General features: G+C 69.6%; 13 protein-coding genes. 1 reads left to right on the forward strand and 12 read right to left on the reverse strand.

Features of this window, described 5'->3' with window-relative positions:
- The 5 genes from GOHSU_RS15745 to rpsP form a co-directional block, all read right to left on the reverse strand.
- Positions 1-471, reverse strand: a 471-nt coding sequence (locus tag GOHSU_RS15745) for a hypothetical protein (protein WP_005944153.1), incomplete at its 3' end; no start/stop codon positions are given.
- A gap of 77 nt (positions 472-548) precedes the next feature.
- Positions 549-1,235 carry a tRNA (guanosine(37)-N1)-methyltransferase TrmD gene (gene trmD / locus GOHSU_RS15750; RefSeq protein WP_005944156.1) on the reverse strand — a complete coding sequence of 229 codons (687 nt, stop codon included), beginning with the start codon at positions 1,233-1,235 and terminating at the stop codon, positions 549-551.
- Between the two features lie 2 nt (positions 1,236-1,237).
- A complete protein-coding gene (rimM, locus tag GOHSU_RS15755; protein WP_005944159.1) occupies positions 1,238-1,765 on the reverse strand; it encodes a ribosome maturation factor RimM in 528 nt (175 codons plus the stop codon).
- Positions 1,765-2,007, reverse strand: coding sequence for an RNA-binding protein (locus GOHSU_RS15760; RefSeq protein WP_005944162.1), 243 nt, complete (start codon positions 2,005-2,007; stop codon positions 1,765-1,767). Before GOHSU_RS15760 ends, rimM begins: the two co-directional genes overlap by 1 nt.
- On the reverse strand, positions 2,004-2,582 hold the full coding sequence (gene rpsP / locus GOHSU_RS15765) for a 30S ribosomal protein S16 (RefSeq protein WP_005944165.1): 579 nt from the start codon (positions 2,580-2,582) through the stop codon (positions 2,004-2,006). Before rpsP ends, GOHSU_RS15760 begins: the two co-directional genes overlap by 4 nt.
- A gap of 303 nt (positions 2,583-2,885) precedes the next feature.
- On the opposite strand from rpsP, the gene GOHSU_RS15770 reads away from it, so the two are divergent.
- On the forward strand, positions 2,886-3,539 hold the full coding sequence (locus GOHSU_RS15770) for a hypothetical protein (protein WP_005944167.1): 654 nt from the start codon (positions 2,886-2,888) through the stop codon (positions 3,537-3,539).
- Between the two features lie 25 nt (positions 3,540-3,564).
- Here GOHSU_RS15770 and GOHSU_RS15775 read toward each other — a convergent pair whose 3' ends face one another.
- The 7 genes from GOHSU_RS15775 to GOHSU_RS15805 form a co-directional block, all read right to left on the reverse strand.
- On the reverse strand, positions 3,565-4,647 hold the full coding sequence (locus tag GOHSU_RS15775) for an amidohydrolase family protein (protein WP_005944170.1): 1,083 nt from the start codon (positions 4,645-4,647) through the stop codon (positions 3,565-3,567).
- Between the two features lie 2 nt (positions 4,648-4,649).
- Entirely contained in the window at positions 4,650-6,239 is a 1,590-nt protein-coding gene (gene ffh / locus GOHSU_RS15780) for a signal recognition particle protein (RefSeq protein ID WP_005944172.1), read from the reverse strand.
- An 82-nt stretch (positions 6,240-6,321) separates the two neighbouring features.
- Positions 6,322-6,660 carry a P-II family nitrogen regulator gene (locus GOHSU_RS15785; protein ID WP_005944174.1) on the reverse strand — a complete coding sequence of 113 codons (339 nt, stop codon included), beginning with the start codon at positions 6,658-6,660 and terminating at the stop codon, positions 6,322-6,324.
- A gap of 46 nt (positions 6,661-6,706) precedes the next feature.
- Positions 6,707-8,041 carry an ammonium transporter gene (locus GOHSU_RS15790; protein WP_005944176.1) on the reverse strand — a complete coding sequence of 445 codons (1,335 nt, stop codon included), beginning with the start codon at positions 8,039-8,041 and terminating at the stop codon, positions 6,707-6,709.
- A 139-nt stretch (positions 8,042-8,180) separates the two neighbouring features.
- A complete protein-coding gene (locus GOHSU_RS15795; RefSeq protein ID WP_005944178.1) occupies positions 8,181-9,803 on the reverse strand; it encodes an acyl-CoA dehydrogenase family protein in 1,623 nt (540 codons plus the stop codon).
- A gap of 46 nt (positions 9,804-9,849) precedes the next feature.
- Positions 9,850-11,217 carry a signal recognition particle-docking protein FtsY gene (gene ftsY / locus GOHSU_RS15800; protein ID WP_005944182.1) on the reverse strand — a complete coding sequence of 456 codons (1,368 nt, stop codon included), beginning with the start codon at positions 11,215-11,217 and terminating at the stop codon, positions 9,850-9,852.
- 11 nt (positions 11,218-11,228) lie between these two features.
- Positions 11,229-12,261 (reverse strand): AAA family ATPase (locus GOHSU_RS15805; RefSeq protein WP_005944185.1); only part of this gene is annotated, 1,033 nt, incomplete at its 5' end.

Consider the following 12,261-nt stretch of genomic DNA (forward strand, 5'->3'; position numbering starts at 1 on the left):
CCGCCGGGCGGCCACGGGCGGGCTCACGACGATCCCGTCGGCACGACCGCTCATCGGATCGCTGTAGACCCGGTCCAGTACCCGAGCGGCCTGCCTGGTCAGCGCGTCGACGGCACCGGGACTGAAGGAACTCACCCGGACTTGGGCGCGAAGCACCGTGGAGACCGCCTGGCTGGCCGTCAGATCCGCGGTGGCCGCGGTCAGGCTCTGGTGCGCCGGCGCCAGCTGGCCGGCCAGGTCCGCGATTCGCGCGCCCAGATCCAGGCCGGCCTGATCGGCGGCGACCGGCCCCTGTCCCAGCAGTCCGTCGACCCGGCCGAACCATTCGTTCAAGCGTGCGCCGACGGCCTGCGCTGCGGTCATGATGCGGTGCAGTTCGGCGGCATCGGCGGAGGCCCCGGCCGGATCCATCGAGGCGATCCGGGCCAGGATCACCGAGGCGTCGACGGTCCAATCGGTGCGCGGTCCCACAACGATTGGACGCACGGTGGGCCGTCCGGGTTCCCCGACACGCCGGAGGCCGTGCTCGCCGGCGGCGGACCGGCAGGTCAGTCCTGGTCGGGCAGCAATTCCGGGCGCCGCTCCCGGGTTCGCACCAGCGATTGTTCGCGGCGCCAAGCAGCGACCTTGGCGTGATTGCCCGATAACAGCACCGGGGGCACCTCGAGCCCACGCCAGCTCTGCGGGCGGGTGTAGCTGGGCCCTTCCAGCAGCCCGTCGGAGAACGAATCCTCCTCGTGGGAGGCCGGATTGCCCAGCACCCCCGGGATCAGCCGGGTCGTCGCCTCGACCATCGCCAGCACTGCGGCCTCGCCGCCGATCAGCACGAAGTCGCCCAGCGAGACCTCTTCGACGCGGACCCGGCGGGCGGCATCGTCGAACACCCGCTGATCGATGCCCTCGTAACGACCGCAGGCGAACACCAGGTGCTCTTCGCGGCTCCACCGTTGCGCGGTGGCCTGAGTGAACGGCACCCCCGCCGGTGTCGGCACCACCAGCAGCGCCTCGTCGGGGCACACCTGGTCCAGGGCGGCGCCCCAGACGTCGGGTTTCATCACCATGCCCGGGCCGCCCCCGTAGGGCTGATCGTCGACGCTGCGATGGACATCGTGGGTCCACGCGCGCAGATCATGGATGCCGATCTGCAGCAGACCCGATTCCACCGCCTTGCCCAGCAGTGCCGCGCGCAGCGGTTCGAGGTATTCGGGAAAGATCGTGACGACGTCGATCCGCACGGTCAGGCTTCCACCGCGGAATCGTCGAGCAGCCCGTCGGGGGGATCGACGACGATACCCCCGGCCGTCACCGTCGGCACGATCTGCGCGACGAACGGGATCAGCACCTCGGCTCCGGCGGGATCGGTGACCGACAGGACCTCACCGCCCGGCAGGTGCAGCACATCGGACACCTGCCCGACCGGCGCACCGGCGACCGTGGTGACCGGCAGCCCGATCAGCTCGTGATCGTAGAACTCGTCGGGATCGTCGCCCGAGTCGACGTCGGCGGCATCGATCAGGAACAGGGTCCCGCGCAGCGCATCGGCGCTGCCGCGGTCGGTGACTCCGTCCAGAGACACGAGCAGCCGCCCGGCATGAGGCCGGACGGCTGTCACCGTGTAACTGTTGTCTGCGCCGCCCGTTGCCGGGCGACCGCGCAGCGTGGTGCCGACGGCGAACCGCTCACCGGGATCGTCAGTGCGGACATCGACCACGAGTTCGCCACGAACACCGTGGGTCTTGGCCACCCGGCCGATCACCAGTTCCATCAGCGGTCGGTGTCGACGATGTCCACGCGCATCCCGCGCCCGCCGACCCCGGCGACCAGGGTCCGCAGTGCGGTGGCGGTACGACCGTTGCGGCCGATCACCTTACCCAGGTCTTCAGGGTTGACGTGCACCTCGATCATCCGTCCGCGCCGGCCGGTGATCAGCTCGACTCGCACGTCGTCGGGATGGGCGACGATGCCGCGAACCAGATGTTCGACGGCGTCAGCGATGACGGCACTCACTCGACGACCAGGTCGGTGTCAACCTTGCCCTCGGCGGCCTCTGCCGTCGCCCCGGCCAGGGTGTCACCCTCGGCGGCCAGGTCCTCGGCCACGGCCTCGGTGACCGGCTCAGCGCTCTCGGGCGCCTCCGAGGCGGTGGCCTTGTCCTGCGCATCCTGCTCGGCGGCGGTCTTCTCGGCGGCCTTGCGGGCGGCCTTCTTCTTGGCGGTGGTGGCCTCGGCGGTCGGCTCGTTCTCGGCGGCGGCCAGCGCGGCGGCGAACAGCTCCTGCTTGGTGGGCTTGGCCTCGGGGGTCTTCAGGCTGCCCTCGGCGCCCGGCAGACCCTTGTGCTTCTGCCAGTCACCGGTGATCTTCAGCAGCGCCAGCACCGGCTCGGTCGGCTGCGCGCCCACGCCCAGCCAGTACTGCGCGCGCTCGGAATCGATCTCGATCAGCGAGGGCTCTTCCTTCGGGTGGTACTTGCCGATGGTCTCGATGCCGCGGCCGTTGCGGCGGGTGCGCGCGTCGGCGACGATGATGCGGTACTGCGGGTTGCGGATCTTACCCAGACGGGTCAGCTTGATCTTGACAGCCATGTGTCGTGTCCTTTGTGTCACTGCGCAATTCAGCGATCCGCCCGACGGCGGATCCGGTTTTGCGATCTCTGATGGGGTGACCGCCGGTCGGTACGTAACCGGGTCCGGCGAACCAGCGGTCCATTCTGCCAGATGCGGCGGCAGCACCCCAAAACGGGAGCGCCGGTGCCGGCGACGTGCGGCTGATCACAACACCCGGTCGTAAGACGAGCCCACGCTCCCCGACCGGCTAGACTCGCCACCGCCGGGCACCTGCCCGCGTCAGCGCGAGACCAGACCCAGCGGAACGGAGAGCACTTCCCCATGCTCAACGCCCTCGCCTACGCGTTCATCGACGCTGTCAACGTCCTGCTCATCGGGGTGCTGGTCGCCCTGGCCATGATGCTGCCGGCCGGCCGCTACCGTTCGATCTCGAGCCTGCTCGTGGTCGGCGACTGGTTGGGCGTCTTCGTCCTGGCACTGATCACGCTGCTCGTCTTCGACGGCATCGGCGACTTCGTCAAGCATGTCGTCGATTCCCCCGTCTTCGGAACTCTGCTGATCCTCACCGGTGTGATCACCGCGATCCTCACCTACCGCGGCGGGGACTCCTCCGAGCTCATCGACAAGATCCTGCAGCCGCTACGGACCCCGTCTCCCCTGACCGTCGTGGTCGGACTCATCCTGGGCATGATCCAGTCCGCGACGTCCGTGCCCTTCTTCGCCGGGCTTGCGGTGCTCTCGGCCAGTGACATCCCGGTCGCCGAACGCTACGGGGGTCTGTTCCTGTTCGCGACCGTCGCCCTCAGTCTGCCGATCCTTGCCGCTCTGGCTCTGGGAGCCGTGCGGCGATTCCCCCACTCGTGGGTCGGTCGGCTCTTCGCGAAGGGGCGTCAGAATCAGGGTGCCGTCGCCCGTTCCGCCGGCTGGTTCGTCTCGGCGCTCCTGATCGGTATCGGTATCCTCCGCCTCCTGTGAGGATCCCGGCGCGGACCCCGCCGCGCTAGAGTCGCTGCCCAGAACAGACGATGTGGCGCGGACGGCGCAGGGCGTCCACCGACTGCGCCGGATCGGCGTCCAGGACCAGGAAGTCCGCGCGCGCACCGGGCACCAGACCATCCACACCCAGCCAGTCGCGAGCCGCGGTCGACGCGGCGCCCAACGCTGCCAGCGGGGTCAAGCCGATCCCGGTCAGCGCCGCGATCTCGTCGACGATGCGGCCGTGCTGGACGAAGCCGCCGGCATCGGTGCCGGCGTAGACCTTGACTCCGGCCTCACGGGCGGCGCCGTAGACCTCCTGCGCGTGTGCGTAGAGCTTGCGCATATTCGCCTGGTACGCCGGAAAGCGGTCGGCGCCGTCGGCGATCCCCGGGAAGTTCTCCACCTGGATCAGCGTCGGCACCAGCGCGATGTCCTTGGCGACCAGTTGATCGATCAGGTCCGGGGTCAGTCCGGTGCCGTGTTCGATCGAGTCGAATCCGGCCGCGATGATGTCCGGCAGGGCGTCGTAGCCGAAGACGTGCGCGGTGATCCGCGCACCGGATTCGTGGGCCGCGGCCACGGCGGCCTCCAGCTGACCGCGCGTCCACAACGGCGCCAGGTCCCCGGCCTCCCGGTCGATCCAGTCGCCGACCAGTTTGACCCAGCCGTCACCGGCCGCGGCCTGCCGGCGCACCTCCTCGGCCAGGGTCGCCGGATCATCCAGTTCGACGCCGTAGTCGCGCAAATAACGCTTCGGGCGGGCGATGTGCTTACCGGCGCGCAGGAATCGCGGGCAGCGCGGGTCCTCGTCGAGCGGATGGGTGTCCACCGGCGAGCCGACCTCGCGGATCAGCAGAGTTCCGGCCTTGGCGTCCGCGTAGGCGAAGGCCCGGGCCTGTTCGGTGGTGACCCCCAGCCCGGGGGCGATACCGACGTGGTTGTGCGCGTCGACCAGACCGGGTACCAGCCAGCCTCCGTCGGAGACCGTCTGCGCACCGGGCAGCGGTTCGCGGGAGATCACCGCCCCATCGACCCACAGCTCCAGCTGCTCGCCGGTGAACGGGTCGATTCCGCGATAGTGCTCGGCCACGCTGCGCGCCGCCATCGCTAGCGGTTCTTCGGCAGCTTCAGATCCGACAGATCGATGCCGTCCAGCCCGGGCGGCAGCTGGTCCAGGCCCGGCGGCATCTGGGACAGGTCCATGCCCGGCGGCATGCCCATGCCCGGCATCCCCGGCATGCCCATCCCCGGCATCCCGCCGCGCATACCCTTGGGCGGCGTGGGGCCGCGGCCCTTGCCCTTGCGGCCCTTGGCGCCCTTCTTGCCCTTCTTGCCGCGGCGGGACATCCCGCCGCCCATGCCCATCCGGCCCGACATCTGCGACATCATCTTGCGGGCGGCGAAGAACCGGTCGACCAGCTGGTTCACATCGGTCACCGTCACCCCCGAGCCCTTGGCGATGCGGATGCGCCGCGAGGCGTTGATGATCTTGGGGTCGGCGCGCTCGGCCGGGGTCATCCCGCGGATGATCGCCTGGATCCGGTCGAGCTGGGAATCGTCGACCTGGGCCAGAGCGTCCTTCATATCCCCGGCACCGGGCAGCATGCCCAGCAGGTTCCCGATCGGGCCCATCTTCCGGATCATCAGCATCTGCTCGAGGAAGTCCTCCAGCGTCAGCTCGCCCTGGCTGATCTTCTCGGCGGCCTTCTCGGCCTCGCTGGCGTCCCAGTGCTGCTCGGCCTGCTCGATCAACGACAGCACATCGCCCATCCCCAGGATCCGGCTGGACATGCGGTCGGGGTGGAAGACGTCGAACTCGTCGAGCTTCTCGCCGGTGGAGGCGAACATGATCGGCCGGCCGGTGATCTCGCGCACCGACAGCGCGGCGCCGCCGCGGGCATCGCCGTCGAGCTTGGTCAGCACCACGCCGGTGAAGTCGACGCCTTCGGCGAACGCCTGCGCGGTGGCGACCGCGTCCTGACCGATCATCGCGTCCAGGACGAACAGGACCTCATCGGGCTCGACGGCGTCGCGGATGTCGGAGGCCTGCCTCATCAGGACCTCGTCGATGCCCAGGCGGCCGGCGGTGTCGATGATGACCACGTCGTACTGCTTGTCGCGGGCGAACTCCACACCGCCGCGGGCCACGGTCACCGGGTCGCCGGAGCTGTCGGTGCCGAGCTCTCCCTGACCGCCGACGGAGGTACCCGGGTCCGGCGCATAGACCGGCACCCCGGCGCGTTCGCCGACGATCTGCAGCTGCTGCACCGCACCCGGCCGCTGCAGGTCACAGGCCACCAGAATCGGCGTGTGGCCCTGTTTGGTCAGATAGTTCGCCAGCTTGCCGGCCAGCGTCGTCTTACCGGCGCCCTGCAGGCCGGCCAGCATGATCACCGTCGGCGGAGTCTTGGCCAGGGCGATGCGGCGGGTCTGGCCGCCGAGGATCTCGATGAGTTCCTCGTTGACGATCTTGACGATCTGCTGCGCCGGGTTGAGGGCGCCGGAGACCTCCTGGCCTTTGGCGCGCGTCTTGATCCGGGCGATGAACGTCCGTACCACCGGCAGCGACACGTCGGCGTCGAGCAGCGCCAGCCGGATCTCCCGGGCGGTCGCATCGATGTCGGCGTCGGTCAGCCGGCCCTTGCCCCGCAGATCCTTGAGGGCGCCTGTCAACCGGTCGGAGAGGGATTCGAACATTCCCCTATTCTTCCACGATCACTCCGGGTGCGGACCAGTGGCCGGGCTTCCCAGGGCCGCCGGGTTCACAGGGCCGCCGGGTTCACAGCGCTTCGGGGCCGCGTTCTCCGGTCCGTACCCGGATCACCGATTCGACCGGCGAGATCCAGAGCTTGCCGTCACCGATCTTCCCCGTGCGGGCGGCGGTGACGATCGTCTCGGCCACCTGCTCGGCATCCTCGTCGTCGACGACGACCTCCACGCGCACCTTCGGCACGAAGTCGACCGCGTATTCGGCACCCCGGTAGACCTCGGTGTGCCCTCGCTGGCGGCCGTAGCCGCGCACTTCACTGACCGTCATCCCGACGATCTCCAGCTCCTCCAGCGCCGCCTTGACGTCGTCGAGGGTGAACGGCTTGATGATGGCGGTGATCAGCTTCATGGGTGGACCCTTTCTCGGTACGGTTTCAGCCTAGTGAGGTCTGCGTTCAGATCGGCTCGTAGGCGGTCTCGGCGTGCTGCGCCTGATCGATTCCGACGGCCTCGGCCTCGGCCTCGACCCGCCAGCCCAGCGGTGTCAGCGCGGCGGCGATCAGGACGGTCAACACCGCGGCGAAGACCAGCGCGACCAGGGCGATCACCGTCTGCACCGCCAGTTGCGCCAGCCCGTGCCCGTAGAACAGACCCGAGTCGCGGGCCAGCAGACCCACGGCCACCGTGCCCCACAGCCCCGAGACCAGGTGCACGCCCACCACGTCGAGGGAATCGTCGAACCGCAGCCGATGCTTCACGCCGACGGCCAGGCAGGACAGCACCCCGGCCACGACCCCCAGCCCCAGGGCGCCCACCGGGGTGAGGGCCCCGCAGGCCGGGGTGATCGCCACCAGTCCGGCGACGATGCCCGAGGCCGCACCGACGCTGGTGGCATGCCCGTCCCGGATCCATTCCACCGCCAGCCAGCCGCCGATCGCGGCCGCGGCGGCCGCACTGGTGTTGACCCAGACCAGGCCGGCGGTGGCGTCGGCGGCCAGCGCCGAGCCGGCGTTGAACCCGAACCAGCCGAACCACAGCAGTGCCGCACCGAGCATCACCAGCGGGATGCTGTGCGGCCGGTAGGCGGTTCGGCCGAAGCCGAGGCGGTTGCCCACGAAGAACACCAGGACCAGTGCGGCCACTCCGGCGTTGATGTGCACCACCGTGCCGCCGGCGAAGTCGATCGGCGCCACGCGCGCCACACCGTCGGTCACCCCGAACATTCGGGCGGCCAGCCCGTCTGCCGAGTCCGAGAGCAGTCCGCCGCCCCAGACCATGTGGGCCAACGGCAGGTACACCAGCGTCACGAAGACCACGCTGAACACGACCCAGGTGGAGAATTTGGCCCGCTCGGCGATCGCGCCGCTGATCAGCGCGACGGTGATGACCGCGAAGGTCAGCTGGAAGGCCACGAAGGCGATCGCCGGAACACCGGTGCCCGGCCACAGCACCACCTCGGTGTGGCCGCCGATCTGGCGGGTGGCGGTCAGTTGATCGGTGCCGAACAGGGCCAGCGGATCGGCGATGATCCCGCCGAGGGCACCACGGCCGGTCAGCACATCGCCGAACGAGGTGGAGAACCCGTACAGCAGATAGACCACGGTGACGGTGCCCAGCGCCGCGAAGCTCATCATCATCATGTTCAGGACCGCTCTGCCACGGCACAGTCCCCCGTAGAAGAAGGCCAGCGCCGGGGTCATCAGCAGCACCAGGGCCGCGCTGATGAGCACCCAGGCGGTGTCACCGGTGTCGGCGATGCCGAAGACGGTGTCCGGTAATGCGGTAGTCACGATCGAGCCTCCTCATCCACGCCGGTCGCGGCGTTGAGACGAGGATGCGGCGGGCAGGTTTCGATCGGCGACACCGCCGGATTGCGGCGCTGTTACACCAGCCGGGTGCCGGTAAACGCTGTGTTTCCGGGCAGGCGGCTCAGGCCCGGCCGACGATGCCGGTCAGATCCAGCTTCGAATCCAGCACCCCGTACATGTGGCCCGGGTCGGCGATGCGGCCGGCCAGGAAGGCCTCGGTGATGTTCTCCGGCGCGTTCTCGATCAGCACCGCGCCCTGCAGGGCCAGCGCCATCGACTCGGTGAGCCGGCGGGCCAGGGCCGGTGCCCCGGCCGGATCGGCGGCTGCCGCGGCGATCAGTTTCCGGGTGCGCTCGACGTGCAGATCGTAGTCGCGGTACCGGCCCAGGGAGCGTTCGAATTCGGCGTCGACGGCCTCCACCGACAGCGGATCGCGCATCATGGCGCGCAGCACGTCCAGGGCGATCACATTGCCCGAGCCCTCCCACACCGCCAGCACCGGCTGCTCCCGGTAGCGGCGGGCCAGCGGGAACCCGTTCTCGGTGTAGCCGTTGCCACCCAGGCATTCGAGCGCCTCGTAGGCGTGGTCGGGGCCGCGTTTGCACACCCAGTACTTGCCGACGGCGGTGGCCAGCCGGCGGAAGGCGGCCGATTCGTCGGCATCGTCGTCGTAGGCCGCGGCCAGGCGCATCGCGGTCCACACCGCCGCCTCGGCCTCCACCTGCAGGTCGGCGATCACCGCGGTCATCGCGGGCTGATCGATCAGGGTCGCCCCGAAGGCGCTGCGACCGCGCGCATGCCAGGCCGCCTCGGCGACGGCCTGGCGCATTCCGGCGGCGCTGCCGAGGATGCAGTCCAGGCGCGTCTGGTTGACCATCTCGATGATGGTGCGCACCCCCGCACCCTCCTCGCCCAGGCGCCAGCCGACGGTGCCGTTGAATTCGATCTCACTCGAGGCGTTCGACTTATTGCCCAGCTTGTCCTTCAGCCGCTGGATGGCGAACACATTGCGGCTGCCGTCCGGCAGCACGCGCGGCACCAGAAAGCAGGTGACGCCCGGCTCGGTGTTGGCCAGCACCAGGAAGGCATCGGACTGCGGTGCCGAACAGAACCATTTGTGCCCGGTGAGCAGGTAGGTGCCGTCGGACTGGGCGACCGCACGGGTGGTGTTGGCCCGCACATCCGAACCGCCCTGCTTCTCGGTCATCGCCATCCCGAAGATCGCCGACGGTTTATCGCCGTCGCCCAGGTCGTGGCGATACTCACGCGAGTACACCCGCGGCAGCCACTGGTCGGCGAGGACCGGATCCACCTGCAGCGACGGCACCACCGCGTGGGTCATCGATACCGGGCAGGCATGGCCGGGTTCGATCTGGCCGAACTGCATGAACATCGCCGCTCGGGCCACGTGGGCGCCGTCGCGAGGATCGGACCAGCAGCTGGTGTGTGCACCGCGGGCGATGGCGTCGCCGATGATGCGGTGGTAGGCGGGATGGAATTCGACGTCGTCGATCCGGTTGCCCCACCGGTCGTGGGTGCGCAGCACCGGGGTGTGAGTGTTGGCCAGTTCGGCGTCGTGCTGGAAGTCCGCGCGGCCGACCAGCTGCCCGGCCTCGGTCAGCGCATCGGTGGCCCAGCCGCCGCCGAAGGTCTGCACCGCTTCCACGAGTGCGACGTGCTCGGTGTATTCGTTGACGTCGACCCGCGGCGGCGCCTGATTGAAGACCTCGTGTGTGGCAGTCATCGGAGCCACCCCTTTCCTTGCAGCAGCAGTCCCGGTACCTGTATCTCTACAGCAGGGCGTCGACGAAGGCACCCGGTTCGAACGGTGCCAGGTCGTCGGCGCCCTCGCCCAGCCCGACGAGCTTGACCGGCACGCCCAGCTCGTCCTGGATACGGAAGACGATGCCGCCCTTGGCGGTGCCGTCGAGTTTGGTCAGCACCACACCGGTCAGATCGACCACCTCGGCGAAGACCTTGGCCTGGGTGAGCCCGTTCTGCCCGACGGTGGCGTCCAGCACCAGCAGCACCTCGTCGACCGGCGCCTTCTTCTCCACCACACGCTTGACCTTGCCGAGCTCATCCATCAGCCCGGCCTTGGTGTGCAGGCGGCCGGCGGTGTCGATGAGGACCACGTCCACGCCGTCGTCGATTCCGGTGACGGCGGCATCGAAGGCCACCGACGCCGGGTCGGCCCCCTCCTTGCCGCGCACGATGCCCGCACCGACGCGTTCGCCCCAGGTCTGCAGCTGATCGGCGGCCGCGGCACGGAAGGTATCGGCAGCACCCAGCAGCACCCGGCGGCCGTCGGCCACCAGGACCCGGGCGAGTTTGCCGGTGGTGGTGGTCTTGCCGACGCCGTTGACACCGACCACCAGCACCACCGCCGGACCGCCGGCGTGCGGCAGCGCCCGGACGGAACGGTCCAGCTGCGGGTGCAGCTGCTCGACCAGAACCTTGCGCAGGGCGCCGCGCGCATCGTCGGCGGTGCGTACCTTGCCGGTGGCCAGTTCGGCGCGCAGGGCGGTGACCACGGCCTCGGTGGCGGCGGTCCCCAGATCGGCCATCACCAGGGTGTCCTCGATCTCCTCCCACGAGTCGTCGTCCAGGTCACCGGCGCCCAGCAGGCCCAGCATCGACTCACCGATCGCGCCCTGCGAGCGCGCGAGCCGGCCGCGCAGCCGGGACAGCCGGCCTTCGGTCGGCGCGATCTCGTCCAGTTCGGGGGCAGCGGTTTCAGGCTCGGCGGTTTCAGGCTCGGCGGCCTCGGTTTCGGCGGCGGTGACCGCGGTCTCCACAGCCATCGCATCGTCGTCGACGGGGACCTGGGTGCCGGGCAGCTGCGCCAGCGGATCCTCGTCGACCGGCCGGACGACGTCGGGCTGCGTCTCGGCGAGAATGCGTTCGGCTTCTTCGGCCACACCTTCGCCGGCGGCCTCGGGGTCGGCCGTGGCGGTGCCGCCCTGGCTGAACGCGAACCCGCTGCCGGCGCGATACCCGCCGGACTTGTCGACCTCCCGTCCCCCGTCGACGGTCTGCGTCTGCGTATCGGTCAGCGAGATCTGCCGACGCCGGCGCAGCACCAGTCCGGTGCCGGCGATCAACGCCAACAGCGGAACAACGACGACGACGATCCCGATGATGACCTGGGTATCCACTACTGGGCCTTTCAGCTGGCGGGCGCGGGCGTCAGGTCGACGCCGCGCAATCGTTGGGAGATGACCTGGGTGATGCCGTCCCCGCGCATACTCACACCGTAGAGCGCGTCGGCGATCTCCATGGTGGGCTTCTGGTGGGTGATGATGATCAGCTGGCTCTTCTCGCGCAGCTGCTCGAACAGGCTGATGAGCCTGCGCAGGTTGGCATCGTCGAGGGCGGCCTCGACCTCGTCCATCACGTAGAACGGCGAGGGCCGGGCGCGGAAGATCGCGACCAGCATGGCCACGGCGGTCAGCGACTTCTCACCGCCGGACAGCAAAGACAGCCGCTTGACCTTCTTGCCCGGCGGGCGGGCCTCGACCTCCACGCCGGTGGTGAGCATATCGCCGGGATCGGTCAGCACCAGCCGTCCTTCGCCGCCGGGGAACAGCGTCGCGAAGACCTGGGAGAACTCCTTCTCCACGTCGGCGTAGGCCTCGGTGAAGACCTGCAGGATCCGGGCGTCGACTTCGGCGACCACATCCAGCAGATCGGCGCGGGCGGCTTTGACGTCCTCGAGCTGGGCGGACAGGAAGTTGTAGCGTTCCTCCAGGGCGGCGAACTCCTCGAGCGCCAGCGGGTTCACCTTGCCCAGGGTGTTGAGGTCCTTCTGCGCCTTGCGGGCCCGCAGCTCCTGGGTGGCGCGGTCGTACGGCATGGGCGCCGGGGCCACCACCAGCTCACCGCGCGCTTTGGCGTCGGCGTATTCGCGCATCTCCAGCTCCGACGGCGGCATCGGGACATCCGGGCCGTATTCGGCGACCAGGTCGTCGGGGGCCATCGCGAACTGTTCGAGCACCTGTTCCTCGAGCTGCTCGATGCGCAGAGCGGCCTGCGCCTTGGCGACCTCGTCGCGATGCACCGCATCCTTGAGCGAATTCAGGGTGGCCGCGGCCGCGTCGACCTGTTCGCGCAGCTGCTGGGTCTGCGCGGTGTGTTCGGCCCGGGCCGCCTCGAGTCGGTCGCGGCCTGCGCCGGCGGCAGCCGAGGCCAGCGCCACCTCG

Origin of the sequence: Gordonia hirsuta DSM 44140 = NBRC 16056 (assembly GCF_000333015.1) — a bacterium.
Lineage (GTDB): Bacteria > Actinomycetota > Actinomycetes > Mycobacteriales > Mycobacteriaceae > Gordonia > Gordonia hirsuta.

Bases quoted from the DNA above. Each gene is read 5' to 3' on its own strand.
- GOHSU_RS15785 (WP_005944174.1), bottom strand. From the start codon at position 6,660: ATGAAGCTGATCACCGCCATCATCAAGCCGTTCACCCTCGACGACGTC.
- rpsP (WP_005944165.1), bottom strand. From the start codon at position 2,582: ATGGCTGTCAAGATCAAGCTGACCCGTCTGGGTAAGATCCGCAACCCG.
- GOHSU_RS15775 (WP_005944170.1), bottom strand. From the start codon at position 4,647: ATGGCGGCGCGCAGCGTGGCCGAGCACTATCGCGGAATCGACCCGTTC.
- GOHSU_RS15795 (WP_005944178.1), bottom strand. From the start codon at position 9,803: ATGACTGCCACACACGAGGTCTTCAATCAGGCGCCGCCGCGGGTCGAC.
- ffh (WP_005944172.1), bottom strand. From the start codon at position 6,239: ATGTTCGAATCCCTCTCCGACCGGTTGACAGGCGCCCTCAAGGATCTG.
- GOHSU_RS15770 (WP_005944167.1), top strand. From the start codon at position 2,886: ATGCTCAACGCCCTCGCCTACGCGTTCATCGACGCTGTCAACGTCCTG.
- rimM (WP_005944159.1), bottom strand. From the start codon at position 1,765: ATGGAACTGGTGATCGGCCGGGTGGCCAAGACCCACGGTGTTCGTGGC.